The 24,689-nt window shown below is 69.9% G+C and carries 27 protein-coding genes, 1 tRNA gene and 1 pseudogene; 14 read left to right on the top strand and 15 right to left on the bottom strand.

What is annotated here, in order from left to right:
* Positions 1-28 precede the first annotated feature (28 nt).
* Genes RT323_RS08270 through RT323_RS08280 form a run of 3 tightly spaced genes read left to right on the top strand, consistent with a single transcriptional unit; the run spans position 29 to position 2,550 of the window.
* Positions 29-586, top strand: coding sequence for a TetR/AcrR family transcriptional regulator (locus RT323_RS08270; RefSeq protein WP_313406939.1), 558 nt, complete (start codon positions 29-31; stop codon positions 584-586).
* 4 nt (positions 587-590) lie between these two features.
* The gene (locus RT323_RS08275; RefSeq protein WP_313406941.1) at positions 591-917 is read left to right on the top strand and encodes a DUF503 domain-containing protein; all 327 of its coding nucleotides are present in this window, start codon (positions 591-593) and stop codon (positions 915-917) included.
* 58 nt (positions 918-975) lie between these two features.
* Entirely contained in the window at positions 976-2,550 is a 1,575-nt protein-coding gene (locus RT323_RS08280; protein ID WP_313406943.1) for a DASS family sodium-coupled anion symporter, read from the top strand.
* Positions 2,551-2,641: 91 nt separating this feature from the next.
* Here the strand turns inward: RT323_RS08280 and RT323_RS08285 are convergent, their stop codons facing one another.
* Genes RT323_RS08285 through RT323_RS08305 form a run of 5 tightly spaced genes read right to left on the bottom strand, consistent with a single transcriptional unit; the run spans position 2,642 to position 10,593 of the window.
* Complete coding sequence (locus RT323_RS08285; RefSeq protein WP_313406945.1) at positions 2,642-3,847, bottom strand: MFS transporter; 1,206 nt, start codon at positions 3,845-3,847, stop codon at positions 2,642-2,644.
* Positions 3,844-4,605 carry a respiratory nitrate reductase subunit gamma gene (gene narI / locus RT323_RS08290; protein WP_313406947.1) on the bottom strand — a complete coding sequence of 254 codons (762 nt, stop codon included), beginning with the start codon at positions 4,603-4,605 and terminating at the stop codon, positions 3,844-3,846. Before narI ends, RT323_RS08285 begins: the two co-directional genes overlap by 4 nt.
* Positions 4,602-5,231, bottom strand: coding sequence for a nitrate reductase molybdenum cofactor assembly chaperone (narJ, locus tag RT323_RS08295; RefSeq protein ID WP_313406950.1), 630 nt, complete (start codon positions 5,229-5,231; stop codon positions 4,602-4,604). Before narJ ends, narI begins: the two co-directional genes overlap by 4 nt.
* On the bottom strand, positions 5,228-6,892 hold the full coding sequence (gene narH, locus RT323_RS08300; protein WP_313406951.1) for a nitrate reductase subunit beta: 1,665 nt from the start codon (positions 6,890-6,892) through the stop codon (positions 5,228-5,230). Before narH ends, narJ begins: the two co-directional genes overlap by 4 nt.
* Positions 6,892-10,593, bottom strand: coding sequence for a nitrate reductase subunit alpha (locus RT323_RS08305; RefSeq protein ID WP_313406953.1), 3,702 nt, complete (start codon positions 10,591-10,593; stop codon positions 6,892-6,894). Before RT323_RS08305 ends, narH begins: the two co-directional genes overlap by 1 nt.
* A gap of 71 nt (positions 10,594-10,664) precedes the next feature.
* Between RT323_RS08305 and RT323_RS08310 the strand changes: the two genes are divergently transcribed.
* The 6 genes from RT323_RS08310 (at position 10,665) to RT323_RS08335 (ending at position 15,075) form a co-directional block, all read left to right on the top strand.
* The gene (locus RT323_RS08310) at positions 10,665-11,234 is read left to right on the top strand and encodes an NTP transferase domain-containing protein (protein WP_313406955.1); all 570 of its coding nucleotides are present in this window, start codon (positions 10,665-10,667) and stop codon (positions 11,232-11,234) included.
* Positions 11,218-11,466, top strand: coding sequence for a DUF6457 domain-containing protein (locus RT323_RS08315; protein ID WP_313406957.1), 249 nt, complete (start codon positions 11,218-11,220; stop codon positions 11,464-11,466). Before RT323_RS08310 ends, RT323_RS08315 begins: the two co-directional genes overlap by 17 nt.
* Positions 11,463-12,593: a molybdopterin molybdotransferase MoeA gene (locus RT323_RS08320; protein WP_313406959.1), complete on the top strand. Its 1,131-nt coding sequence runs from the start codon at positions 11,463-11,465 to the stop codon at positions 12,591-12,593. The genes RT323_RS08315 and RT323_RS08320 overlap by 4 nt, the downstream gene beginning before the upstream one ends.
* A 14-nt stretch (positions 12,594-12,607) precedes the next feature.
* Complete coding sequence (arsC, locus tag RT323_RS08325; RefSeq protein ID WP_313406962.1) at positions 12,608-12,949, top strand: arsenate reductase (glutaredoxin); 342 nt, start codon at positions 12,608-12,610, stop codon at positions 12,947-12,949.
* A 197-nt stretch (positions 12,950-13,146) separates the two neighbouring features.
* Positions 13,147-14,196: a CoA ester lyase gene (locus RT323_RS08330; protein ID WP_313406964.1), complete on the top strand. Its 1,050-nt coding sequence runs from the start codon at positions 13,147-13,149 to the stop codon at positions 14,194-14,196.
* Between the two features lie 9 nt (positions 14,197-14,205).
* Complete coding sequence (locus tag RT323_RS08335) at positions 14,206-15,075, top strand: CoA ester lyase (protein ID WP_313406967.1); 870 nt, start codon at positions 14,206-14,208, stop codon at positions 15,073-15,075.
* 66 nt (positions 15,076-15,141) lie between these two features.
* Here RT323_RS08335 and RT323_RS08340 read toward each other — a convergent pair whose 3' ends face one another.
* The 4 genes from RT323_RS08340 to RT323_RS08355 form a co-directional block, all read right to left on the bottom strand.
* Positions 15,142-15,291: a hypothetical protein gene (locus RT323_RS08340; protein WP_313406970.1), complete on the bottom strand. Its 150-nt coding sequence runs from the start codon at positions 15,289-15,291 to the stop codon at positions 15,142-15,144.
* A gap of 373 nt (positions 15,292-15,664) precedes the next feature.
* Complete coding sequence (locus RT323_RS08345) at positions 15,665-16,783, bottom strand: FUSC family protein (RefSeq protein WP_313406972.1); 1,119 nt, start codon at positions 16,781-16,783, stop codon at positions 15,665-15,667.
* On the bottom strand, positions 16,780-17,100 hold the full coding sequence (locus tag RT323_RS08350; RefSeq protein WP_313406973.1) for a co-chaperone GroES: 321 nt from the start codon (positions 17,098-17,100) through the stop codon (positions 16,780-16,782). The genes RT323_RS08345 and RT323_RS08350 overlap by 4 nt, the downstream gene beginning before the upstream one ends.
* Positions 17,100-17,369 (bottom strand): DUF3618 domain-containing protein, encoded by a 270-nt coding sequence (locus RT323_RS08355; protein WP_313406975.1) that lies wholly within the window; start codon positions 17,367-17,369, stop codon positions 17,100-17,102. Before RT323_RS08355 ends, RT323_RS08350 begins: the two co-directional genes overlap by 1 nt.
* A 47-nt stretch (positions 17,370-17,416) precedes the next feature.
* Here RT323_RS08355 and bcp point away from each other — a divergent pair, with 47 nt between their 5' ends.
* On the top strand, positions 17,417-17,893 hold the full coding sequence (bcp, locus tag RT323_RS08360) for a thioredoxin-dependent thiol peroxidase (RefSeq protein ID WP_313406977.1): 477 nt from the start codon (positions 17,417-17,419) through the stop codon (positions 17,891-17,893).
* Between the two features lie 30 nt (positions 17,894-17,923).
* Positions 17,924-18,006 (top strand) — tRNA-Leu (locus RT323_RS08365).
* Positions 18,007-18,031: 25 nt separating this feature from the next.
* Here the strand turns inward: RT323_RS08365 and RT323_RS08370 are convergent.
* Positions 18,032-18,469, bottom strand: a complete 438-nt coding sequence (locus RT323_RS08370; RefSeq protein WP_313406979.1) for a nitroreductase family deazaflavin-dependent oxidoreductase — start codon at positions 18,467-18,469, stop codon at positions 18,032-18,034.
* 114 nt (positions 18,470-18,583) lie between these two features.
* Here RT323_RS08370 and RT323_RS08375 point away from each other — a divergent pair, with 114 nt between their 5' ends.
* Positions 18,584-19,618: a DUF6398 domain-containing protein gene (locus RT323_RS08375; protein ID WP_313406982.1), complete on the top strand. Its 1,035-nt coding sequence runs from the start codon at positions 18,584-18,586 to the stop codon at positions 19,616-19,618.
* A gap of 91 nt (positions 19,619-19,709) precedes the next feature.
* A complete protein-coding gene (locus RT323_RS08380; RefSeq protein ID WP_313406984.1) occupies positions 19,710-20,279 on the top strand; it encodes an NYN domain-containing protein in 570 nt (189 codons plus the stop codon).
* Positions 20,280-20,330: 51 nt separating this feature from the next.
* Here the strand turns inward: RT323_RS08380 and RT323_RS08385 are convergent, their stop codons facing one another.
* The 5 genes from RT323_RS08385 to RT323_RS08405 all read right to left on the bottom strand — a co-directional run bounded on the left by RT323_RS08385 (position 20,331) and on the right by RT323_RS08405 (position 24,175).
* A complete protein-coding gene (locus tag RT323_RS08385; protein ID WP_313406986.1) occupies positions 20,331-20,774 on the bottom strand; it encodes a hypothetical protein in 444 nt (147 codons plus the stop codon).
* Positions 20,775-20,852: 78 nt separating this feature from the next.
* Positions 20,853-21,524 (bottom strand): methionine ABC transporter permease, encoded by a 672-nt coding sequence (locus tag RT323_RS08390; protein WP_313406988.1) that lies wholly within the window; start codon positions 21,522-21,524, stop codon positions 20,853-20,855.
* Complete coding sequence (locus RT323_RS08395) at positions 21,521-22,540, bottom strand: methionine ABC transporter ATP-binding protein (RefSeq protein ID WP_313406991.1); 1,020 nt, start codon at positions 22,538-22,540, stop codon at positions 21,521-21,523. The genes RT323_RS08390 and RT323_RS08395 overlap by 4 nt, the downstream gene beginning before the upstream one ends.
* Positions 22,541-22,544: 4 nt before the next feature.
* On the bottom strand, positions 22,545-23,474 hold the full coding sequence (locus RT323_RS08400; protein WP_313406994.1) for a MetQ/NlpA family ABC transporter substrate-binding protein: 930 nt from the start codon (positions 23,472-23,474) through the stop codon (positions 22,545-22,547).
* A 110-nt stretch (positions 23,475-23,584) separates the two neighbouring features.
* Positions 23,585-24,175, bottom strand: a complete 591-nt coding sequence (locus RT323_RS08405) for a UdgX family uracil-DNA binding protein (protein WP_313406997.1) — start codon at positions 24,173-24,175, stop codon at positions 23,585-23,587.
* A gap of 20 nt (positions 24,176-24,195) precedes the next feature.
* Between RT323_RS08405 and RT323_RS08410 the strand changes: the two are divergent.
* A pseudogene (locus RT323_RS08410) lies at positions 24,196-24,689 on the top strand (hypothetical protein); the annotation flags it as partial.

The raw sequence follows: 24,689 nt of genomic DNA on the forward strand, positions 1-24,689 counted from the left end.
GTAGACCGATCGGTCTATAGTCGTCGACATGGGGACCCCGGGACCGCGTGAGCGCCTGCTCGACGCCACGATCACGTCACTGCGACGCGACGGCGTCGAGGGCACCGGGATCGCCGGGGTGCTGGCCGCGAGCGGGACCGCGCGTCAGTCGATCTACCAGCACTTCCCGGGCGGGAAGGCGGAGCTCGTGGCCGCCGCCGTCCGGCGCGCGGGCGACTTCATCGCGCGGCGCGGAGCCACGGAGCCGCACGCGCACGTCGACGACCGGATCGACTGGTGGATCGGACAGCTCCGGCGGCACGACTTCGCCCTGGGCTGCCCCGTCGCCGCCGGGGCGCTCGCCGGTGCCGACTCCCCCGACGTCGTCACGGCCGCGGCCGAGGTGTTCGCCCGGTGGGCGGCCCAGTTCGGCGCTCACCTCGTGGAGGCCGGGGCCGATCCCGAGCGCTCGGCCGCTCTGGGCCGCTTCCTCGTCAGCTCGCTCGAGGGCGCGATCATGACGGCTCGGGCCCTGCGCTCGGTCCAGCCACTGGAGGACCTGCGTCCCGTGCTGCACCGACTCATCGATGACCTGCTGCCACACTGATCACATGTGGGTGGGATGGATCGAGTTCGACGTCCGGCTCGGTGACGTGCACTCCCTCAAGGAGAAGCGCAGCATCGTCCGCCCGATCGTCAACGAGCTGCGGCGCCGGTTCTCGGTGTCGGCGGCCGAGACCGACTCCCTCGACCTCTACCGCCGCGCCGGCATCGGCGGGTCCCTGGTCTCGATCGACCGCGCCCACGTCGTCGAGGTGCTCGACGAGGTCGAACGGTGGATGGCCGAACGGCCCGAGGTCGAGATCCTGCAGGCGCATCGCCACATCGGGTCCAGCAGCGACGACGAGGGCGAGCAGGACGAGCTTCCGTTCGCGTGACCCGCGCGCACTGCTTACGCTGACGTGACCCTGGTCACCGACCGCAGGAAGCAGTGCCATGAGCGAGGATGAATCCCGGCCCACCACGTACCGCACGTTCGACGAGGTCCAGGAGACCCTCAGCCCGGCGGAGCAGCGTTTCGAGCGCATTCGTCGCACGACCGGCCTGTTCGCCGGCCCGCTCGTGGGCATCGCGGCCTACTTCGCCTGCAGCTCGCTCGACGAGCCCGCGCAGCGCCTCGCGGGCGTCCTGGCGTGGGTCGCCGTGTACTGGATCTGCGAGGCCATCCCGATCCCGGTCACGGCGATGCTCGCCATGGCCCTCGTGATCGCGCTGGGCATCGCCTCCGCCGACGACGTGTTCGGCTCGTTCGGCAACAGCACGATCTTCGTGTTCATCGGCGGCTTCATCCTGGCCGAGTCGATGAGCAAGCACGGGCTCGACCGGCGCTTCGCGTTCGGGATCCTGAGCCTGCCCGGCGTGGCGACCTCGATGGTCCGGATCATCGTGGCGTTCGGGGTCATCACCGCCGTGCTGAGCGGATTCGTCTCGAACACCGCGACCGCCGCCATGATGATGCCGATCGGTGCGGGCATCGTCGGGTTCATGGCCTCGGCGATGCGCCGCGCGAGTGGCGGGGACGCCCAAGTGCGTCCCGAGCGACTGCAGTTCGCCACCGCGCTCATGCTGATGGTCGCGTACAGCGCCAGCGTCGGCGGCCTGCTGACGCCGGTCGGCAGCCCGCCGAACCTGATCGGCCGCGCCTACCTCGAGCAGGAGCTGGACGTCACGATCCCGTTCTTCCAGTGGATGCTGCTGGCGGCTCCCCTGGTCCTGCTGATGTTCCTCGTGCTGTGCGTCCTGCTGGTGCGCCTGAACAAGCCCGAGATGAAGCACGTGGAGGGCGTGGAGGGCTACATCGCCGAGGAGCGGTCGAAGCTGGGACGCATGGGGGTCGGCGGGCGCAACACGCTGATCGCCTTCGGCACGGCGGTCACGCTGTGGGTGCTGCCGGGCGCGGTGGGCCTGGTCACCGGAGGTGAGTCGGCGACGTACGACTGGCTGCTCGAGCACCTCGACGAGGGCGCCGTGGCGATCTTCGCCGCGTCGCTGCTGTTCCTGCTCCCGCTGGACTGGCAGAAGCGCGAGTTCACCCTGAACTGGAACGACGCGGTGAAGATCGACTGGGGCACGATCATCCTGTTCGGCAGCGGCATCGCCCTGGGCGGGCTGCTGTCCTCGACCGGCCTCGCCGAGACGATGGGCACCTCGCTGGGCGACCTGCTGGGCACCTCGTCCCTCGTGGGCATCACGATCCTGGCCACCGTCATCGCGGTCATCATCAGCGAGACGACGAGCAACACCGCCAGCGTCGTCGTGGTCGCTCCGATCGCCGCCCAGCTCGCGCTGGCGGCCGACCTCAACCCGACGATCCCCGTGCTAGCGGCGATCTTCGGCGCTTCCTTCGGCTTCATGCTGCCGGTGTCGACGCCGCCGAACGCGATCGTCTACGGCACGGGCATGGTGCCCATCACCAGGATGCTGCGCTCGGGCATCGTGTTCGACGTCATCGGCATCGTCATCATCGTCACCGGCGTGACGTTCATGGCGAACCTGCTGGGCCTGGCGTGACCCCGGGCGGGTTGAGCGAGAGCAGTGAGTCAGCGTCCGTTCCCGGCCAGGAATGGACGCTGAGTCACCGCTCACACCGGCCACCGGACCGTCAGGTCGAGGCGGTCCGCTTCGACCTGATGCCCCACTGGGAGAACGCGCACGCGGCGAGCGCCACGATCATCAGCAGCACGAGGCCCACGGTGTAGCTCTGGTCCTCGGCGTTGTAGGTCGCGCCCATCACCAGCGGCGGGAAGAACCCGCCGAGGCCGCCGGCCGCGCCGACGATGCCCGTGACGCTGCCGACCCGCTCGGGCGGGGCCAGCTGCGCCACCCAGGCGAACACCGAGCCGGTGCCCAGGCCCAGGAACAGCGCGAGCAGGATGAACGCCGCGCCGGCCGGGATCTCGGGGACCGGCTGCAGGGCCACGACTCCGGCCATGACGACGGTGCCGAGCAGCGAGACGCCCGTGACGAGCTTCGGCCCGACCTTGTCCGAGAGCGTGCCGCCCAACGGCCGCGCGGCCACGGCCGCCAGGGCGAAGCCGGCGGTACGGGTGCCCGCGGCGGCGAGGTCGAAGTCGTAGACGTCCTTGAGGTACGTCGGCAGGTACGTCGAGAAGGCCACGAACCCGCCGAAGGCGACGGCGTACAGGAACGACAGCTGCCACGTGATCGGCAGCTTCGCGGCGCCGACCAGCTTCGGCACGACCGGATCGTGGTTCGGCGCCCACAGCGGCGAGTCGCGCATCATGAACCACGAGAGTGCTGCGACGGCGACCAGTGCCGCGGCGACCAGGACGTGGGTCATCCCGTAGCCGAACCACTCGACCATGCGCGGGGTGAAGAACGAGGACAGCGCGGTGCCGCCCATGCCGGCGCCGAACACACCCGTGGCGAACCCGCGGCGCGGCTTGTCGAACCAGGCGTTGACGAACGGGATGCCGACCGCGAAGGTCGTGCCCGCGATGCCCAGGAAGAACCCGAACACGAGCAGGAGCGGATAGGACCCCCGGTCCCCCGCGAAGGCGACCAGCAGCACGAAGGGCGCCGACACCAGCATCAGGACGGGGAACATGACGCGGCCACCGAAACGGTCCGTCAGCGCGCCGGCCAGGATGCGGCCGACCGAGCCCACCAGCACCGGCGTCGCCACCAGGAGCGACTTCTCGCCGGCCGTCAGGTCGAGCGCTTCTGCGTACCGCACGCCCAGCGGGGCGATGACGTTCCACGCCCAGAAGCTGATCGCGAATGCGAGGGTGGCCAGGGCGAGGTTGCGGCCCCGGCCTGCCTCGAGAGCCTGCTGATGATCGCTCACCGGTTTCTCCTTCTGCCCGCGTTGTCGCGGGTGCCGACGGGTTCCCAACCGCGCCTCGGGGCGCGAGCGCCGGCCCCGTGGGCCGCGTCTCGGCTGCGGTAGACGATGTAGGGACGGAAGAGGTAGTGCAGGGGCGCCGTGAAGGCGTGGACGAGCCGCGTGAACGGCCACATGGAGAACAGCAGGAACGCCACGAGCACGTGGATGTGGAACTGGATCGGCGCGGCCGCCATCGCGTCGACGTCGGGCCGCAGGGTGAACAGGGAGCGGAACCACGGCGACACCGTCTCGCGGTAGTCGTGGGCGTCGTGACCGGCGCCGACCGCGACCAGCGTGGTCCACAGACCCAGGATGATCGCGGAGACCAGCACGACGTACATGGCCTTGTCGTTCTTGGTGGTGGCCATGAAGACCGGGCCGGTCGTGCGGCGGCGGTAGATCAGCAGCGCCAGCCCGCCGAGCGTGGCGATGCCCGCCAACGTGCCGAAGAAGAGCGCGTTGAAGTGGTAGAGCCCTTCGGAGATGCCGAGCGCCTCGGTCCAGCTCTTGGGCACCACGAGGCCACCGATGTGGCCGAACAGCACCATCAGGATGCCGAAGTGGAACAGCGGTGATCCGATGCGCAACAGGCGCGACTCGTACAGCTGCGAGGAACGCGTCGTCCAGCCGAACTTGTCGTAGCGGTAGCGCCACACGGTGCCACCGACCAGTACCGCCACCACCACGTAGGGCAGAACGCCCCACAGCAGGAAGTTCATCGTCGTGCTCCTTCTGCCAGCGGCAGCAGCCGCGCATCGAACGGCTCGAGTCCGACGGACTCGACGGGTTGGACGGGGCCGGCCAGGGCCATCGCCTCGGTCCGGGTGCGCGGGGAGGCACCGGGCAGGGTGGCGCAGACGGCGCGGACGGCGCCGGCCCACGGGGAGCGATCGTCCTCGAGCTCGATGCGCAGCAGCTCCAGGCTCGCGCGGTACTCCTGCAGCAGCTCGGCACCACGCGCCGGATCGACCATGGCCGCGAACTCCAGCACGACCGGGAGGTGGTCGGGCAGTTCGCCGCCGAGGCTCACGACCTGGCCGCTGTCGCGGTAGACCTGCTTGAAGGCTCCCAGCACCTCACCCCGGCGCCGCGTGTCACCTTCGGTCCAGTAGGACAAGTGCAGCGCATGGCGCCTCGTGAGGTCGAACGTGTCGACGTACATCTGGCGCAGCTTCTCCGGCGTCTCCTGCAGGAGGAGCTCGATCACGTCGAGCAGCTCCCGGACCGCCTCGGTGGGCTTCTGCTCACGCAGGGCCGCGGCCAGGTCCGGCAACGCCTCGACGACGTCGTCGTGCGGGTACGACAGCACCCAGGACGCGACCTGGTGGACGATCGGGGTGCTCATTCGTCCGCACCCCGTTGCGGGAACATGCCGGACGGCGTGCCGTTGCCGTCCCAGTTCAACAGGTTGACCCGACCTCGCAGCTGCTCGTCGCTGGCCAGCGTGTTCCCCTCCTGGCGGTTCTTGAGGGCCTGGAACGTCTCGACCGCGACCGGGACGGGACCACCGCTCGCCTCGCCGAACGGACCCGAGCCGCCCATGCCCGGGCCGTCCTCGAAGTCGAGCGAGCAGCCCATCTCCTCGAGGTTGTGGGCGTCCTCGGCGTGGGCCTTGGGGATGACGTAGCGCTCGTCGTACTTGGCGATCGCCATGAGGCGATACATCTCGTACATCTCCTCCTCGGTCATCCCGACGGCCTCGGGGATCGACGCGTTGCCCTCGCGACCCAGGCTCACGTCACGCATGTACGAGCGCATCGCCGCGAGCTTGCTGAGCACCTCCGAGATGATCGTGGTGTCGCCGGCGGTGAACAGCTCCGCCAGGTACTCAACGGGGATGCGCAGCGAGTCGATCGCGCCGAAGAGGTTCTCGGGCGCCTCGGCATCGTGGCCCTGCTCGCGCAGGAGGTCCACGATCGGCGACAGCGGCGGCACGTACCAGACCATCGGCATCGTGCGGTACTCCGGATGCAGCGGCAGCGCGACACGGTACTTCTTCGCCAGCGCGTACACGGGCGACTTCTGGGCCGCCTCGATCCAGTCCTCCGCGATGCCCTGCTCACGCGCGGCCCGGACGACCTCGGGGTCGCTCGGGTCGAGGATGACGTCCATCTGCGCCTCGTACAGGTCCTGCGGATCCGGCGTCGACGCGGCCTCGGTGACGGCGTCCGCGTCGTACAGGAACAGTCCCAGGTAGCGCAGCCGTCCGACGCACGTCTCGGCACAGACGGTGGGCAGGCCCACCTCGATGCGCGGGTAGCAGAACGTGCACTTCTCGGCCTTGCCCGACTTGTGGTTGAAGTAGATCTTCTTGTACGGGCACCCGGTGATGCACTGACGCCAGCCGCGGCACTGGTCCTGGTCGACCAGGACGATGCCGTCCTCCTCGCGCTTGTAGATCGCGCCCGAGGGGCACGACGCCATGCACGAGGGGTTGAGGCAGTGCTCGCAAATGCGCGGCAGGTAGAACATGAAGGTCTGCTCGAACTCGAACTTGATCTTGTCCTCGCTCTCGCGGCGGACCTTCTCGACGATCGGGTCCAGGTGACCCATCTCACTCGTGCCGGCGAGGTTGTCGTCCCAGTTGGCCGACCACGAGATCTTCGTGTCCTCGCCCGTGATGAGCGACTTCGGGCGCGCGACCGGGAAGTCGTCGCCCAGGGGCGCCTCGATGAGCGTGGAGTAGTCGTACGTCCACGGCTCGTAGTAGTCGCTCAGCTCGGGCTGGACGGGGCTGGCGAAGATGCCGAACAGCTTCTTGAGCCGGCCGCCCGCCTTGAGCTTGAGGTGGCCGCGCTTGTTCAGCTCCCACCCGCCCTTCCACTGCTCCTGGTCCTCGTACCGGCGGGGATACCCCTGACCGGGACGCGTCTCGACGTTGTTGAACCACACGTACTCGGTGCCGGCCCGGTTCGTCCACGCCTGCTTGCACGTGACCGAGCACGTCTGGCAGCCGATGCACTTGTCCAGGTTCATCACCATGCCCATCTGGGCCATGACCTTCATCAGTACGTCACCTCCTGCGAACGGCGACGGATCGTCGCGATGATGTCTCTCTGGTTGCCCGTAGGGCCGAGATAGTTGAACGCGTAGGACAGCTGCGCGTACCCACCGATGAGGTGGGTCGGCTTGACCAGCACGCGGGTGACGCTGTTGTGGATGCCGCCGCGCTTGCCGGAGAACTCCGACTTCGGCACGTCGATCGTGCGCTCCTGCGCGTGGTAGACGTACGTGACGCCCTCGGGCAGGCGATGCGTGACGATGGCCCGGCACACGAACACGCCGTTCGCGTTCGAGCACTCGATCCAGTCGTTGTCCTTGACCCCGATGGCGGCCGCGTCCTCCTGGCTGAGCCACGCGGTCGGACCGCCTCGCGAGAGCGACAGCATCAGCAGGTTGTCCTGGTACTCGGAGTGGATGGACCACTTCGAGTGCGGCGTCAGGTAGCGCACGGTGATCTCGCGATCGCCGTTCTCACCCAGTCGCGGACCACCGAACAGCTTGCTCATGTCCAGGGGCGGGCGGTAGATCGGCATCACCTCGCCGAGGTCACGCATCCAGTCGTGATCGAGGAAGAAGTGCATGCGCCCGCTGAGCGTGTGCCACGGCTTGAGGCGCTCCACGTTGACCGTGAACGGCGCGTACCGGCGGCCACCGGTCTCCGAGCCCGACCACTCCGGGGACGTGATGACCGGCATCGGCGCCGCCTGCGTCTGCGCGAAGGTGATCCGCTTCTCCTCCGACCCTTCGGCCAGATCCGCGAGCCTCTTGCCGACGCGCTTCTCGAGCGTGTGGAAGCCCTGCGTGGCCAGTGCCCCGTTCGTCGTGCCCGAGAGCGTCAGGATCGCCTCGGCGAACTTCGCGTCGGTGTCGATCGCCGGACGGCCAGCGGCCGGACCGGAGTCGAGCACGCCACCGGACTGGGCGAGGATCTCGAGTGCCTCGGTGACGTCGAACGGCACGTTCTTGACGCCCAGGCCCAGACGATCGGCCAGCGGGCCGATCGCCTTGAGCTTGTCGGCGACCGCCGTGTAGTCACGCTCGATCATGTGCAGCGCCGGCATCGTGCGGCCGGGGATCGGCTCGACGTCGCCGCGCTTCCAGTCCAGGACCGTGCCGCTGGGCTGGGCCATCTCGCCGGGGGTGTCGTGCTGCATCGGCACGGCGACGATGTCCTGGCGGACCCCCAGGTGCGTCTTGGCCAGCTCGGAGAACTTCTTCGCGACGTGGTGGAACATCTCGAAGTCGGTCTCGGACTCCCACGGCGGGTCGATCGCCGGCGTGAACGCGTGCACGAACGGGTGCATGTCCGTCGAGGAGAGGTCGTGCTTCTCGTACCAGGTCGCCGCGGGGAACACGACGTCCGACAGCAGCGTCGTGGACGTCATGCGGAAGTCGGCCGACACGAGCAGGTCGAGCTTGCCCTCGGGTGCCTCCTCATGCCAGACGACGTCCTTGGGGCGCACCGCGGGCTCGCCGTCGACTGCCTTGGCGTTGGAGTGCGTCCCCAGCAGGTGCTTGAGGAAGTACTCGTTGCCCTTGGCGGAGGACCCGAACAGGTTCGACCGCCACAACATCAGGGTTCGCGGCCAGTTCTCGGGCGCGTCGACGTCCTCGATCGCGAACTTGAGCGACCCGTCCTTGAGCCGCTGCACCACGAAGTCATTGACGTCCGTCGCGGTTCCGGCCTCGACCGCCGCGGCGGCCTCGTCGGCGAGGTCGAGCGGGTTGCGGTCGAACTGCGGATAGAACGGCATCCAGCCCATGCGCGCCGACTGGGCGATCGTGTCGGCCGTGTGCATGCCGGTCAGGTGGCCCTCCGCCAGCGGCGACGCGAGTGCGTCGGCCTGGTAGCCGTCGGAGCGCCACTGGTCGGTGTGCATGTACCAGTACGAGGTGCCCGTCATGGTGCGCGGCGGCCGGGCCCAGTCGAGGTTGTTCGCCAGCGAGATCCACCCGGTGATCGGACGGCACTTCTCCTGGCCGACGTAGTGCGCCCAGCCGCCGCCGTTGCGACCGATGCAGCCGGTGAGCATCAGCATCGACATGATCGCTCGGTACGTGGCGTCGGCGTGGAACCACTGGCAGACGCCCGCGCCCAGGATGATCATCGAGCGACCGTTCGAGTCCTCGGCGTTCTTCGCGAACTCCCGCGCGACGCGCACGCAGGCCTCCGGGGTCACGCTGGTGACCTCGGCCTGCCACGCCGGCGTGTACGGGGACGTCGCGTCCTCGTAGCCCGCGGGCCACTCGCCCGGCAGGTCGGGGCGGCCCACTCCGTGCTGGGCCAGCATGAGGTCGAACACCGTGGTGACGAGGTGATCGCCGACGCGAGTGACCGGCACGCCGCGACGGATGATCTCTCCCGTTCCGTCGACTCCGGCGAACGACGGCAGCAGCACCTCGGCCGATTCAGGATCGACCTTCGCGTCGCGCAGCGACAGGGCCGGGGTGACGCCCTGCAGATCGAGGTTCCACTTGCCCTCGCCCGACTCGGAGTAGCGGTCGCCCAGCGTGCCGTTCGGGACGACGGGCTCGCCGGTGGCGGCGTTGACCAGGACCGTCTTCCACGCACCCTCGGGCGTCTGGTCGCCCAGGTCGCGCGACGTCAGGAACTTGCTCGGCACGAGACCGCCGTGCTCCTCGTTCTGCTTCAACGTGATGAGCATCGGAAGGTCGGTGTACTGCTGGACGTAGTCCACGAAGAACGGCACGCGCCGGTCGACGAAGAACTCCTTGAGGATGACGTGGGTCATCGCCATCGCGAGCGCGCCGTCGCTGCCGGCCTGGGCGGGCAGCCACTCGTCGGCGAACTTCGTGTTGTCGGCGTAGTCGGGACTGATCGTGACGACCTTGGTGCCGCGATAGCGGACCTCCGTCATCCAGTGCGCATCCGGTGTACGGGTGACGGGGACGTTCGAGCCCCACATCATCAGGTAGGTCGAGTCCCACCAGTCGCCCGACTCGGGGACGTCGGTCTGGTCGCCGAAGACCTGGGGGCTGGCGACGGGCAGGTCGGCGTACCAGTCGTAGAACGACGTCATCGCGCCGCCGAGCAGGTGGGTGAAGCGGGCGCCCACGGCGTGGGACACCATCGACATCGCCGGGATCGGGCTGAACGTCGCGATGCGGTCGGGCCCATGCTTCTTGATCGTGTGGATCTGGGCGGCCGCCGTGATCTCCACGGCCTCCTGCCAGTTCGTGCGGACGAAGCCGCCCTTGCCGCGGGCCTGCTGGTAGCGGCGACGGCGCTCGGGGTCGGCCATGATGTCCGCCCATGCGAGCACGGGATCACCCAGGCGCTTCTTGGCCTCGCGGTACATCTCCAGCAGCACGCCGCGGGCGTACGGGTAGCGCACCCGGGTCGGCGAGTAGGTGTACCAGGAGAACGCCGCGCCGCGCGGGCACCCGCGCGGCTCGTACTCGGGACTGTTGGGTCCGACGGACGGGTAGTCGGTCTGCTGGGACTCCCATGTGATGATCCCGTCCTTGACGTAGACCTTCCATGAGCACGAGCCGGTGCAGTTCACGCCGTGCGTGGACCGGACCACCTTGTCGTGGCTCCAGCGATCTCGGTAGAAGACGTCGCCCTGGCGGCCGCCTTCGCGGAACACCGCCCGCCCGTCGTCCGACTCGTCCCAGCGTGTGAAGAAACGGCCGGCCCGCAGCACTGCTGCGGTCGCGGGCCCGTCTGGAGGATTGGCCATGGGTCAAACACAAACTGGTACCGGGGGTCACTCGCAACCGCACTGGTCCCACCAGGTGCAACGATGAGGGCATGCGCCCGGTCCACGCCATCGTGCTCGCAGGCGGTCGTTCCAGTCGTCTCGGCGGTCGGGACAAGCTGCTGGTCCGCGTCGGCGGCCAGGCCCTCCTGACACGGGTCGTGTCGGCCGTCACCGACGGCGTGGACGGCGTCGTCGTCGTCGGCCCCCCGCGCGACGTCCCGCTCCCCCGCACCGTGCGGTGGGTGCGTGAGGATCCGCCCTTCGGGGGACCCGCCGACGCCGTGGCCACCGGGTTGGCCGCACTGGAGCCGAGGCGGGACGACGAGGTGCTGATCCTGGCGGGGGACCTCGTCCGGCCCGACCTGGTCGTCGACGCGCTACGGTCCGGTGAGGGCAACCGTGTCGGTGTCGATCCCTCCGGTCACCGCCAGTGGGCGTGCAGCTGCGTCCGCGCCGGCGACCTGGCCGCGGTCATCCGCGGCGTCGGTACCGCCGGCAGCCCGCTGAAGGCCCTGATGGGGCCACTCGAGCCCGTCGAGGTCCCGCTGAGCGAGGCCGCCTGCGCGGACCTCGACACCCCCGACGACGTGAAGGAGTACGCCGATGAGCAACCCCGATGAAGTCCTCGGGCGGTGGTGGCAGGCCCTGTGCACCGAGCTCGGCATCGCACCGGACGCCGACCCCGAGGCGCTCCTCGACCTGGCCGGCACCGCCGCGCACTCGATCGTGCGTCCCGCGGCTCCGCTGACCACGTTCCTCGTCGGCTACGCCGCTGGTCTCGCCCAGGCAGACCGCGACGGACTCGCCTCCTTGGTCGAGCGCGCCGAGCGGGCCGCCGAGGACTTCGGGTGAGCGACCTGCCCTGGGCCGCGGCGCGTGAGCGCGCTCGGACCGCGTGCGCACCGGGACCGGTGGCGCTCGTCGCGGTGAACGATGCGCTCGGCGACACGACCGCGTCGGACCTGCTCGCTCTGGGACCTGTGCCGCACGCCGCGACCTCCGCCATGGACGGCTGGGTGGTCGCGGGCGAGGGCCCGTGGAAGCTGGACGCCGGGTCGGGCCCCCTGCCCGACGGCCACGCGCGGGTCATCGTCACCGGTGGCGTGCCACCCGAGGGCGCCGATTCCGTGTTGCCCGTCGAGCACGGCGACGTGTCCGGCGACCGGCTCAGTGGTCCCACTCCCCCGCCCGGGCGGCACATCCGCCCGGCCGGAGAGGAGGCCCGGACCGGTGATGTCATCGTCGCCGGCGGTCGCGTCCTGACGCCGGCGCGTCTGGCCGTGCTGGCCACCACGGGTCACGATGAGGTCCCGGTGCGCCGTGCACCCCGGGTGCTGCTGCTGGTCACCGGCGACGAACTCGACTCGACGGGCATCCCCGCCGTGGGCCGCGTGCGTGACGTCATGACCCCGATGCTCCCGCCGATGCTGGAACGCCTGGGGGCCCGGGTCGTCCGGGTCGAACGGGTCCGCGACGACGCCTCGGACGTGGCCGAGGCGGCCGAGCTCGAGGAATCCGACCTCGTGGTCAGCGCGGGTGGCACGGGGCGATCCGCAGCCGACCCGATCGGCTCGGCCTGGGAGAAGCTGCGGGCCGATGTGCGCTTCCGCGGAGTCGACATGCGCCCGGGCCATCCTGCGTCCCTTGCGGTCCTGCCGGACGGACGCCCGTGGCTCGCGCTCCCGGGCAACCCGCTCGCGGCCGTGGTGACCGCCTTGTCGTTCGTCCCCGCGTTGGTGGCGGGACACACCGGCGCACCGCTGCCGGAGGCGTCGGTCGCCACAGCGGGCGCGTCCTTCTCGGGCCGGGCCGGCACCACGCTCGTGCCCGCCGAGCACGGCCCGGAGGGACTCGTCCCGGCGACCACCAGCCGGCCCCACATGCTGCGCGGCCTGGCGGAGGCCGACGTGGTCGCGATCGTTCCGGCCGGCGGGGTCGAGCCCGGCCAGGCCGTGGCCGTGCTGCCACGCGTCTGGTGAGTAGCGTCGGGCCCATGGACGCGACGATCTACCACCTCCCTCGCTGCTCGACCTCACGCAAGACGCTGGACCGCCTGCGCGATGCCGGGATCGAGCCGACGGTCGTGAAGTACGCCGACGAGGGCTGGACCACCGAGCAGCTGCGCGAGCTCTTCGCCGCCGCCGGGCTGACCCCCTCCGAGGCGGTACGCAGGCGCGAGAGGCTCTACGACGAGCTGGGGCTGGCGGACGCGACCGACGACGCGATCCTGTCCGCGATGGTCGAGCACCCGATCCTCGTGGAGCGTCCCTTCGTCGTCACCGCCAAGGGCACCCGCCTCGCGCGCCCCGTGGAGTCGGTCGACGAGATCCTCTGACCGCCGATCGCCCGCCCCCTCCACTTTTGGAACGAGATTCCGCCCCAAACGCCCATCCGGCGGTAAACGTGCTCCAAAAGTGGAGGGCAGTGGCGGTCGGACCGCGCCCCCGTCCACCAGGCGACGCCCGGTGAGACCCTCCACGAGGGGCGCGACATACTGGCCCCGACCCTGAACCTCCACGGAAGAGAGTCCCCGTGCGCAATCCTCGTGCTTTCCTTCGACCGCTGGCCGTCGGGGCCCCGAAGCCCAGCGCCGACGTCCCGTTCCGCCCGAGCCGGATGATCCACTTCTTCGATCCGAGCAACGAGAAGATGGCCGCCAAGGTCCCCTCGATCGCCGCCAAGGTCGACATCATCCTGGGCAACCTCGAGGACGCGGTGAAGACCGAGAAGAAGGAGGCCGCGCGCCAGGGCCTCGTCGACATCGCCAAGGCGACCGACTTCGGGGACACCCAGCTGTGGACCCGCGTCAACAGCCTCGACTCCCCGTGGGTGCTGGACGACCTGATCACGCTGGTGACCGAGATCGGCCACAAGCTCGACGTCATCATGGTCCCCAAGGTCGAGGGCGCCCAGGACATCCACTACATCGACCGCATCCTGGCCCAGCTCGAGGCGCGCGCCGGGCTCGACCGCCAGATCCTCGTGCACGCGATCCTCGAGACCGCCGAGGGCGTCGCCAACGTCGAGGAGATCGCCGCGGCCAGCCCGCGCATGCAGGGCATCAGCCTCGGCCCGGCCGACCTCGCCGCCAGCCGCCGCATGAAGACCACCCGCGTCGGCGGCGGACACCCCGGCTACCTCGTTCGCCAGGACCCGACCGGCGAGGACCTCGCCGTCGGCCGCGAGACCTACCAGCAGGACCTGTGGCACTACACGATCTCGCGCATGGTCGACGCCTGCGCGATGAACGACATCCTCCCGTTCTACGGCCCCTTCGGCGACATCAAGGACGTCGTGGCGTGCGAGGACCAGTTCCGCAACGCCTTCCTGCTCGGCTGTGTCGGCGCGTGGAGCCTGCACCCGGTCCAGATCGACATCGCCAAGAGGGTCTTCTCCCCCAGCCCCGAGGACGTCGCGCACGCCAAGCGCGTCGTCGAGGCCATGGGCGACGGCTCCGGTGCGGTCATGATCGACGGCAAGATGGAGGACGACGCCTCCTGCAAGCAGTGCCTCGTCATGCTCGACCTGGCCAAGTCCCTCGCCGAGCGCGACCCCGAGCTGGCCGCGGCCTACGACCTCTGAGGAGCCACCATGACTGAGATCCGCCCCCGCCGCTCCGTCCTGTACATGCCGGGCGCCAACGAGCGTGCGCTGGAGAAGGCCAAGTCGATCGACGCCGACGCGCTGATCCTCGACCTCGAGGACTCCGTGTCACCCGACGCCAAGGAGGCGGGCCGTGCCAACGTGTGCGCCGCCGTCGCCTCGGGCGAGTACGGCCACCGCGAGCTGGCGATCCGCGTCAACTCGATCGGCACGCAGTGGCACGACGACGACGTCGCCGCCGCGGCGAAGGCCGGCCCCGACGCGATCCTGGTGCCCAAGGTCGAGTCGGCCGAGCAGGTCCGCAGCCTGGTCGCCGCGATCGAGGCCGCGGGCGCGCCCGACAGCACCGCGCTGTGGGCCATGATCGAGACCCCGCAGGCACTCCTGCACGCCGAGGATATCGCGGCAGCCCACGAGCGCCTGACGGTGATCGTGATGGGCACCAACGACATCGTCAACGAGACGTACGGGCTGCACGTCCCGGGTCGCAACCCGCTCGTGCTGACCGCCTTGTCGTGGACCCTGCTGGCCGTGCGCGCGGCGGGCAAGGTCGTGATCGACGGTGTCTACAACGACGTCAAGGACGCCGAGGGCTTCGCCGCCGAGGCCCGTCAGGGTCGCGAGATGGGCTTCGACGGCAAGACGCTCATCCACCCCTCGCAGGTCGACCCGGCCAACGAGGCGTTCGCGCCCAGCGAGGGCGACGTCGAGCGTGCCCAGGGCATGATCGCCGCGTTCGAGGAGGCCACCGCTGCCAAGAAGGGCGTCGCCACCTTCAATGGCAAGATGATCGAGGAGCTGCACATCCGCGACGCGAAGCGCATCCTCGCCTACGCCGAGGCGCTGCAGAGCCGCTGAGCCGAACGACGCGAGGCGCGTGCCGAGAGAGATCTCGACACGCGCCTCGCGCGTTTCGTGCGGTGGTCACCGGTTGGCGCGAATGCCCCAGACCTGGCTGTAGACGGCCGACGCCTGGCGTTCAGCGCGCCGGCGCTGCTTGACCTGCTCCAGGACCACGAGTCGATCGAGGTCGGCGCGCAGTCGCGGGCGGGGTCCGAGTCCGAACAACGACATGGAGGTCACCTCCTCTCCCGTGGTCGCTTCCGTCTGAGGGGTCCCGAAGTTCGGGACGGGTGTCGGAAGTGTGGTGTTCGCGGGCATGAGGTGGGGGAATGTCGTGGTCATGACGCGCCTCCTTTCTGATTCGTGGGGATGGATGGACAAAGAAAAACCGCCTCAGACGAGCGTCCGAAGCGGCGGGTGATACAGGCGAGGGTGAGCCAGTTACAACAACGACACTGCGGAGGCGGTTCCGAGAGCGAACGCAAACGTGGTGTTCTTCATCGGGGCTCACCTCCTGTGGTCGTGGGCGTCACTCGAGCGAGCGACCTTTGAACCTTAGGGCACGGAGGATGCCCGTGTCGAGCATCACTTTGCGCGCCTGTCGTCAGTCGATGTCGAGCAGGTCGTCGAGGGCCGACCGCGGGACCCCTCCGGCCATCAGCAGGTCGGCCGCCAAGGACCGCACCTGCGCCGCGATCGACGCGGTGTTGACCGTGAGCCGGACGGCCATCGCGTGCATCGCCAGGTCGGAGGCCTCGACGAGGCGCGCGTTCGCCCGCTCGAGGTCGACCGCGGAGGCGAACTCGTCCGCGTAGATGCCGACGGCCTCCTCCAGGGTCTCGACCGCGGCCGTGAGCCCCTCGGGCGGCTGCTCGTCGTGTCGCAGCATCGAGGCGACCCGGCGAGCCAGCACCCGAGCGTCACGCATCGCGTTGTCGAGGTCGTTCACGCTGCCGGTGTACCGCTCGACCTCGGCGCGCTGGCTCCACCGCATGGGCGCGAGGCGCACGATCTCGCTGACGCTCATGGCCGTGGCCTGCAGCGACTCGAGCGTCGCCTGCGCGTCGCGCGCCTCCTCGAGGGCGCGATCGGCCGGCCCCGCGTCGCCGGTCCGCATGGCCTCGCCGATGCCGGCGAGCACCTCGCGCAGTCGGTCCAGCAGCTTCTGGAGGCTCTCGTCGATGTCGCGCTGGGTGTTGCGTGGCAGCAGGAGCATCATCACGAAGCCGCACAGGCCCCCGATCAGGGCGTCGAGGAACCGCGTCATCGCGGGATTCGACGAGCCCGCCAACGGCACCACCGCCGCCAGCAGCACTCCGGAGTTGATCGCCTGGGTGAGCGCCATGCCCGTCAGGTTGAACAGCATCGCCCCGATCGCGGTCAGCGCCGCGACGAGCGCCATCTGCCACGCGCCACGCCCGATCGCGAGGATGAGCAGCTCCCCGACCAGAACGCCGAAGGCCACGCCGAGCACCAGCTCGAAGATGACGCGCTGGCGCCGGCCCGCGCCCGCCATCATCGTGATGACAGCGGCGATCGGCGCGAAGAACGCCTGGGTGTGGCCGAAGACGTGGGTGGCGATCGCGAAGGCGGCACCCGTCGCCACGACGAGCCGCAGCAGCAACCGCCAGCTGCGACGGACCCGGATCACCCGGTCGCGCAGCGAGACCTCGGAGCGAGGCAGCCGCAACCGGCGGAACGGCAGCCGGTCGCCGGTGCTCACAGGTAGAGGCCGGTCTGGCCCTCGTCGATGCGCTCGGACGCGACGGCGTGCAGGTCGCGCTCGCGCAGCAGGATGAAGCTCTCGCCGCGCACCTCGACCTCGGCGCGGTCCTCGGGGTCGAACAGGACCCGGTCGCCGACCTCGACGGCCCGGACCTGTGAGCCGACCGCCTCGACCCGCGCCCATGACAGGCGGCGGCCCATCGCGGCGGTCGCGGGGATGACGATGCCGCCCGACGACCGGCGGTCGCCGGCTTCGGTGTCGAGCGAGACCAGGAGCCGGTCGTGCAGCATCCTGATCGGCAGCTTGCCGTCCATCACTTCAGCAGGCGGCGCAGCACCACGATGCCCACGATCGTGCCGACCACACCGGTCACCACGGGGACGATGTGCTCGAACCTGGGTCCCGTCTCCTCGTCGACGAAGTAGTCCTTCACGGCCTGGACCTGACGCTTGGCGACGTTGGCCGGCTTGACCCGATCGACCAGCTCGTCGACGTTGCGGCTGAGCCGGCCCAGCAGGACCTCGAGCTCGTCGACGATCTCGTCCGGGGACGCCTGGGCGGGGTCCGTCTGCGTTCGTGCCACGGGAGTCCTCTCGATGGATGCGGGGATGCCTTGTCAGGATAGTGCCCATGACGACCCGACTGCAGCCCGGCGACCAGGCACCCGACTTCACCCTCCCCGCGGACGACGGCAGCGAGGTGTCCCTCTCGGACCTGCGCGGCCGCCGCGTCATCGTGTACTTCTACCCCGCGGCGATGACCCCGGGGTGCACGAAGCAGGCGTGCGACTTCAGCGACTCGATCGACCGGCTGAAGGCCGAGGGCTTCGACGTGCTCGGCATCAGCCCCGACCAGCCCGAGAAGCTGGCGAGGTTCCGCGAGCGCGACGGACTCACGATCACGCTGCTGTCCGATCCCGAGAAGCAGGTCCTCGGGACCTACGGCGCGTTCGGCGAGAAGAAGCTCTACGGCAAGGTCGTCGAGGGCGTCATCCGCTCGACGTTCGTGATCGATGCCGAGGGCCGGATCGAGCTGGCGCAGTACAACGTCAAGGCCACCGGTCACGTCGCCAAGCTGCGCCGCGACCTGGGCCTCGAGGCCGCCTGAGCCGACGCGCGTCCTAGGGTGGGGCCCGTTGCCGGTGTGGCGGAACGGTAGACGCGCCAGGTTTAGGTCCTGGTGTCCTCACGGGCGTGCAGGTTCGATTCCTGTCACCGGCACGGCGTCTCGGGTGTCCGGGGGGGGTCAGTCCCGCGGCTCCAGCACGAAGACGGGGATCCGGCGATCGGTCTTCTTCTGGTACTCGGCGTAGTCGGGCCACACGTCGACCGACCGCTGCCACCAGGTGGCGTACTCCTCGCCTTCGAGCTCGCGGGCGGTGTAGTCGCGCTTCACCTCACCGTCCTGGAGTTCGACGTGCGAGTCGGCCTTGAGGTTCCAGTACCAGCTGGGCTGCTCGGGGTGGCCGCCCTTGGAGGCCACCACCGCGTACTTGCCCTCGTGCTCGACGCGCATGAGCGCGGTCTTGCGCAGCTTGCCCGACTTCGCGCCGACGCTGGTCAGCACGATGATCGGCACGCCCTTGAGCAGGTTCGCCTCGCGACCACCGGTCGCCTCGTACGTCTCGGCCTGCTTGCGGGCCCACCCGGACGCGCTGGGCGCGTACTCACCGGTCAACGGCATGGTCTCTCCTCGCGATCGATTTGCTCCAGCAAAGCACGCCCGGATGACCTGCGCGAGACACACCTGTGGATGGCGGGAGGCGGCTGTCGGTGGCCGTCCCTACCGTCAGGTCCCATGACTCGTCGCCACCTGCGCCTCGTGCCCGCCGCGCCTCCAGCCTCCCTCGTCCCCTCGAGCCGCCTTCTCGACGAGACCCGTCTCGCGGCCCACGAGTTCCTGCGCAAGCCCCGCTCGCGGGACTACCCCTACGACGTGTGCATCGAGCTGCTCGAGGGCGCCATCGAGCACCACGTCCGGCGCGGCCAGAACGTGTGGCGCTGGACCGATGACGACGTCGCCGACCTTCTCTCGAGCTGGTTCCCCGAGCCGCCGCTCGACGACCCCGAGCGGCTGCGATATCTCCCCGACCTGATCGGCGACTTCATCGCCTTCGCCCATCGCGACCGCGTGCCGCCACACGTCACGGCCGCGATCGCGACGACGATCGACCGCGTGCGTCCTGAGTTCCTGTGCATCGTGGGCGCCTTCGACTGGAAGACCCCGCCGTACCACCGGCCCCCGGAGCCGGCCGAGGCGACTCATCCCCTCCAGGACCTGGCCGACCTGGTCGGCGGGCTCGTCGCACTCGAGCACCTCGACACCACACCGCTGCCCGACGAGTCGTTCGCCTGGACCGAGGTGCCCGACGAGCTGGCCCCCGGGCTCGAGGACCTCCTGCCCCTGCTCGACGCGTGCGCGGATCAGCTGCTCACCCGAGAGCACCGCACCGCGATGCGCCGGTTCACCGCCACTGTCGCCCGGCGCGACTCCCGACCGTTGCGCCGGGGCACCGTGGCCAGGCGCGCCGCGGCCGTCGCCTGGGGCGTCCTGCGCGCCAACGACGATCTCGGCCCGGGACGCGGTCGCCTGCTGACCGCCAAGGAGCTGGCGACGTGGTTCGGGCTCGATCGCGAGCTCACGAGCGTGGGACGCACGATGGTGGAGGCCGGCGGGGGGTCGTTCCAGTGGTCCGCGGCCACCCGGGACCGCGTCAGCGTCGGGGACGCGCGGGTGCTCACGGCGCAGCGTCGGGCCGCGATCATCGCCGACCGCGATCGGCGCGACCTGGGCGCCGGGAGCGAGCCGGAACCGCGCTGGCCCTTCTCCTGACGATTCACCAGAGGGCTCTGCAGCGCCGTGGCCCACCGCCCGATGTCGTGTCCGGCCGCCCGGCCGGAGGCCGGCCGCGTAGGGTCGGACCGTGAGTGAGACCGCCCCCGGGCCCCTGACCTACCTGCTGGTGGACGGCGAGAACATCGACGCCACGCTCGGCATGTCGATCCTGGGCCGACGCCCCCAGCCGCAGGAGCGGCCGCGTTGGGACCGGCTGCTGCGGTTCGCCGAGGACGTGTGGGACCAGCCCGTCCGGGGCCTGTTCTTCCTCGCCGTCGACACCGACCTGCCAATGCCGTTCGTCCAGGCCCTCACCTCGATCGGCTTCCGCCCCATCCCCCTGTCGGGGACGCCCGACCAGAAGGTCGTCGACCTGGCCATCCAGCGCACGCTGGAGGAGATCGCCCGTCGCGAGAACGACGTCATGCTGGCCAGCAACGACGGCGACTTCGTCCCGCAGGTCGAGGCCCTCGTCAGCGGCCGTCGACGCGTGGCCGTCCTCGGGTTCGAGGAGTTCCGCAACTCGCGCTTCAGCGCACTCGTGCCCCGCGGGCTGGAGTGCTTCGACCTCGAGCACGACGTCGACGCCTTCACGGTGCAACTGCCGCGCATCAAGGTCATCCCGATCGACGAGTTCGACCCCCGCGACGTGCTCTGACGACGCCGGCCTGAGGTCCTGCCGTGGGGCCGGTGACCCCGATCGGCCCGCTCAGGCGGCGGTGGGAGCGGCGATCGGCTCGTCGCCGTCCAGCTGCTCCCAACCGGGGCGGCCCAGCAGGTCGATCTCGACCGGCCACGAGTCGACGACCTCGACGTCGTCGGGCAGGAGCTGCTCGAGCCCCAGCAGGACGTCGCCGTGGGCGTCGGCGATCCAGCGCGCCCGCTCCGAGTGCGTGAGCACCGCGTCATGGAGCCCCAGCCGGACCCACGGGGCCGGCAGCCCCGTCCGCGCGTCCATGAGCTCCGCGAGCCGGCTGGAGCCGATGGGCTGCGAGACGGCACTGACGACGAAGACCTCTCCGTTCTCCTCGAGGGAGATCAGGTCGCCCGCCCGCAACTGCGAGACCGGGCGGCGGATCGCCTCCGTCATCGTGGTGCCTCCGTACGTGTGCTCGAAAATGTCCGGCATCCAGTACGCCACAGGCCCGGCCATCGCGCATCTTGACGGCTCAGGAGACCGAGCTGCGCAACAGCCGGCGGACCGCACTCACACGGGCGGCCCGCCGACCCGCTATCGCCGCAGGACCTTGCGGGCCAAGGTGTTGCCGAGCAGCTGCCCGAGCTGGACGAACGCCACGATGATCAGCACGACGGTCCACGTCACGACGGTGTCGAACTGGCGGTAGCCGTACAGCTGCGCGAACGCGCCCAGGCCGCCGGCACCGATCACGCCGGCGATCGCGCTCATGTCCACGATCGCGACGAAGGCGAAGGTGTAGCCCAGGATCAACGGGCCGAGCGCCTCCGGCACCACCACGGTCAGCAGGATGCGCAGGCGGCTCGCGCCCATCGACCTGGCCGCCTCGATCACTCCGGGCTCGACCGTCACGAGGTTCTGCTCGACGATGCGGGCGATGCCGAACATGGCCGCGAGCGTCATCGCGAAGATGATCGCGCGGTTGCCGATGCCGATGCCCACCACGACACGCGCCAGCGGCTGGACCGCCGCGATGAAGATGACGAACGGGATGGGCCGGAAGAAGTTCACGAAGAAGTTGACGAGCCCGAACGCGGCGCGGCTCGCGAACAGCCCACCCGCACGCGTGGCGTACAGCGCCAGACCCAGGCCGAGGCCCAGGACGCCGCCGATCGCCACGGTGATGGCGACCATGTACATCGTCTCCCACGTGGCCTCGCCGACGAGCGGCCACAGCTCGGGCAGCTGGGTGTCCGTGCGGATCATCCGAGCACCTCCACGCCGTCGAGGCGACCGATCTCGGCCACCGCCTCGTCCACGCCCTCGCCACGCACCGCGAGCGTGACGTGGCCGAACACCTCGGCCCCGACCCGGTTCACGCCACCCTGCACGACCTCGACCGAGAGGCCGCGGCTGCCGAGCGCCGTGAAGACGTCGGACTGACTCGTGTGGCCCTCGACGTCGACCACGACGAGGCGCCCGTCGAACTGCCGGCGCAGCGCCTCCAGCTCGGCCCCCTGCGGCACCTCGTCGACGATGGTGCCGACGAACCGTCGGGTCACCTGCTCGCGCGGGCGGGCGAAGATGTCGATGACGGACCCGCTCTCGACGACGCGCCCGTTCTCCATGACGCTCACGCGGTGGGCGATCGTGCGCACGACGTCCATCTCGTGCGTGATCACGATGATCGTGATGCCGAGGTCCTCGTTCACCTTGCGCAGGAGCCCGAGCACCTCGCGCGTCGTGTCCGGGTCGAGTGCGCTGGTCGACTCGTCGGCCAGCAGGATCGACGGGTTCGTCGCCAGGGCGCGGGCGATGCCCACGCGCTGCTTCTGGCCTCCGGACAGCTGCTCGGGATAGGCGTGCGCCTTGTCGGCCAGGCCGACGAAGTGCAGCAGCTCCGAGATCCGGCGCTGGCGCTCGGCCTGATCGATCCCCGCCAGCTTGAGCGGGAACTCGAGGTTTCCCCACACGGTGCGCGACCGCATGAGGTTGAACTGCTGGAAGATCATGCCGATGCCCTGGCGGACCTTGCGCAGCTCGCGCTCCCCCAGCTGGTCGAGCCGCGTGCCGTCCACCGTCACGCTCCCGGACGTCGGCTGCTCCAGCGCGTTGACGAGTCGCACCAGGGTGGACTTGCCCGCGCCTGAATAGCCGACGATCGCGTGGATCTCTCCGGCTGCGACGTCCAGGTCGACACCGCGGATGGCCTCGACGGGCTCGCCGCCGCGTTTCGTGGGCGCGTACGTCTTGTGGACGTCACGCAGCTCGACCAGTGCCATGCGATCAGCCCCGGGCGCGGGTGTCCGCCTCGACGTCGGCCAGCGACGCCTGCAGGTCGGCAGCCGGGGTCTTGAGCAACTGGGCAGTGCCACCGGAGACGTCCTGGACGCCGTCGAGCACCTTCTGGCTGTTCTGGTAGATCTCGATCAGCTTCGCGTACGTCTCGTTGTCCTTGTCCTCGGCGCGGACGGCGAAGACGTTGATGTACGGCACCGCGTTCGGGTCGGAGGGGTCGTCCTGCGCGATGGCGTCCTCGAACTTGAGGCCGGCCTTCTCGACGAAGTCGTTGTTGACGATCGCCGCGGTGACGTCGGGCAGCGACGTCGGCGTCAGGTCGGCCTTGATCGCCTTGACCTTGACCTTCGAGGCGTCCTCGTCGACGTCCTTGAGGGTCGAGAAGATCGAGCCGCCGTCCTTGAGCTTGATCAGGCCGGCCGACTGCAGGATCAGCAGGCCGCGGGCCTGGTTGCTGTCGTCGTCGGGGACGATCACGGTGTCGCCGTCCTTGATCTCGTCGACCGAGTCGACCTTCTGCGAGTACAGGCCCAGCGGGTAGATCGCGGTGGCGCCGACGGGCACGAGGTCCTGGTCATTCGCGACGTTGTAGTCCGCGAGGTACACGATGTGCTGGAACTGGTTGATGTCGATCTCGCCCTCGGTCAGCGCCGGGTTGGGCTGGGCGTAGTCGGCGAAGTCGATGACCTCGAGGTCGATGCCCTCCTTCTCGGCCTCCTCGGTGAGCGTCTTCCAGTACGGATCGCTCGCGCCGACGGTGCCGAGCCTGACCTTGGTCAGGTCGTCGCCGGCGCCGCCGCCGCGGGTGAAGGCGAAGACCAGCAGGCCGGCAACCACGGCCAGGACGACCACGGCGATCGCGATGGCGCGGCCGCGGCTCTTGGGGGCTTCGATGAGCGGGGAGTTCGTGTCGGACACGGGTGGTTCCTTTCCGGGGGAAGGGCCCTTCCTCGTGAGATGGGCCGACTCGACATTAGGCAGGCGCCACCCAACGCCTCCCACCCGTCTCAGAGTGCAGGAACGGTCACTCAGGCATCATCGGCCGTGTTAGCGAGGCGCAGATCGGCCACGAGGTGCTCCAGCTCGGCGTCGTAGTCGCCGTGGTCACGCAGCCGCAGCAGTGCCGAGGGGTGCGTCGTGACGACCACGCGGCGCTGCGCCAGCTCCTCGATCACCCGGCCGCGCTCACGACCGATCGTGACCGGCCGTCCGAGCACGGAGCGACCCGCCGTGGCGCCCAGACAGACGATCGTGTCCGGATCCACCACCTCCACCTCGGCCTCCAGCCAGGGGTGACAGGCCTCGATGTGACTGGCGGCGGGCTTCTGGTGAATCCGGCGTTTTCCCCGTCGTTCGAATCGGAAGTGCTTGACGGCGTTGGTGAGGTAGACGTCCTCGCGCGCGATCCCCGCCCGCTCGAGCGCCTCGTCCAGCACCCTCCCCGCCGGCCCGATGAACGGCGTACCGTCGCGATCCTCCTGGTCGCCGGGCTGTTCGCCGACGAGCATCAGGCGCGCGCCGCGGTCGCCGACCGAGAACACCGCCTGGGTCGCGTCGCGGTACAGCTCGCACCGACGGCACTGGTCGACGTCACGGCTCAGCTCGGCGAGGCGGTCCACGTGCGGGAGGTACCCCGGCCGTGACGAACGACACGCATGGAGCCGGCTGCTGGGGGAACCTGATCGACGTGACCACGGACAACTCCCTCGCCCCCACCGCGTCGTTCGGCTCCGATCGGACCCTCTCGCTGCTGCGTCACGGCTACCGCTTCTGGGAGGTGATGCGCGAGCGCCTAGGCTCCGAGATCGTCCGGGCCCGGTTCGCCCACGAGCGGGTCACCGCCGTCCGCGGCTCCGCGGCCGCCGAGTTCTTCTACGAGCAGCCCGGGACCGAGCGCTCGAGCGCACTGCCGACCGTCCTCGTGGGCCCCCTCTTCGGCTCGGGACCGGTCCATCTGCTCGACGGCGACCCGCACGCCCATCGCAAGGCGATGTTCACCGGCCTCCTGGACGGCGTCGCGTCCGCGGACGTCGCGGCGCGGGTCGGCCGGCTCTGGGACGAGCGCGTGCCGGCGTGGCGCGGCTCGCCCGACGTGTTCGAGAGCACGACTCGCAGGGTCATGGTCACCTCCTA

Source organism: Aeromicrobium sp. (genome assembly GCF_032084975.1).
Classification (GTDB): domain Bacteria; phylum Actinomycetota; class Actinomycetes; order Propionibacteriales; family Nocardioidaceae; genus Aeromicrobium.

What these genes read in the sequence shown, in the direction of transcription:
- arsC (WP_313406962.1), top strand. Translation starts at nt 12,608, where the DNA reads ATGGACGCGACGATCTACCACCTCCCTCGCTGCTCGACCTCACGCAAG.
- narJ (WP_313406950.1), bottom strand. Translation starts at nt 5,231, where the DNA reads ATGAGCACCCCGATCGTCCACCAGGTCGCGTCCTGGGTGCTGTCGTAC.
- RT323_RS08395 (WP_313406991.1), bottom strand. Translation starts at nt 22,540, where the DNA reads ATGGCACTGGTCGAGCTGCGTGACGTCCACAAGACGTACGCGCCCACG.
- RT323_RS08280 (WP_313406943.1), top strand. Translation starts at nt 976, where the DNA reads ATGAGCGAGGATGAATCCCGGCCCACCACGTACCGCACGTTCGACGAG.
- RT323_RS08270 (WP_313406939.1), top strand. Translation starts at nt 29, where the DNA reads ATGGGGACCCCGGGACCGCGTGAGCGCCTGCTCGACGCCACGATCACG.
- narI (WP_313406947.1), bottom strand. Translation starts at nt 4,605, where the DNA reads ATGAACTTCCTGCTGTGGGGCGTTCTGCCCTACGTGGTGGTGGCGGTA.
- RT323_RS08390 (WP_313406988.1), bottom strand. Translation starts at nt 21,524, where the DNA reads ATGATCCGCACGGACACCCAGCTGCCCGAGCTGTGGCCGCTCGTCGGC.
- RT323_RS08340 (WP_313406970.1), bottom strand. Translation starts at nt 15,291, where the DNA reads ATGTCGTTGTTCGGACTCGGACCCCGCCCGCGACTGCGCGCCGACCTC.
- RT323_RS08375 (WP_313406982.1), top strand. Translation starts at nt 18,584, where the DNA reads ATGACTCGTCGCCACCTGCGCCTCGTGCCCGCCGCGCCTCCAGCCTCC.
- RT323_RS08385 (WP_313406986.1), bottom strand. Translation starts at nt 20,774, where the DNA reads ATGGCCGGGCCTGTGGCGTACTGGATGCCGGACATTTTCGAGCACACG.
- RT323_RS08275 (WP_313406941.1), top strand. Translation starts at nt 591, where the DNA reads ATGTGGGTGGGATGGATCGAGTTCGACGTCCGGCTCGGTGACGTGCAC.
- RT323_RS08335 (WP_313406967.1), top strand. Translation starts at nt 14,206, where the DNA reads ATGACTGAGATCCGCCCCCGCCGCTCCGTCCTGTACATGCCGGGCGCC.
- RT323_RS08350 (WP_313406973.1), bottom strand. Translation starts at nt 17,100, where the DNA reads ATGGACGGCAAGCTGCCGATCAGGATGCTGCACGACCGGCTCCTGGTC.
- RT323_RS08315 (WP_313406957.1), top strand. Translation starts at nt 11,218, where the DNA reads ATGAGCAACCCCGATGAAGTCCTCGGGCGGTGGTGGCAGGCCCTGTGC.
- RT323_RS08305 (WP_313406953.1), bottom strand. Translation starts at nt 10,593, where the DNA reads ATGGCCAATCCTCCAGACGGGCCCGCGACCGCAGCAGTGCTGCGGGCC.
- RT323_RS08310 (WP_313406955.1), top strand. Translation starts at nt 10,665, where the DNA reads ATGCGCCCGGTCCACGCCATCGTGCTCGCAGGCGGTCGTTCCAGTCGT.
- narH (WP_313406951.1), bottom strand. Translation starts at nt 6,892, where the DNA reads ATGAAGGTCATGGCCCAGATGGGCATGGTGATGAACCTGGACAAGTGC.
- bcp (WP_313406977.1), top strand. Translation starts at nt 17,417, where the DNA reads ATGACGACCCGACTGCAGCCCGGCGACCAGGCACCCGACTTCACCCTC.
- RT323_RS08370 (WP_313406979.1), bottom strand. Translation starts at nt 18,469, where the DNA reads ATGCCGTTGACCGGTGAGTACGCGCCCAGCGCGTCCGGGTGGGCCCGC.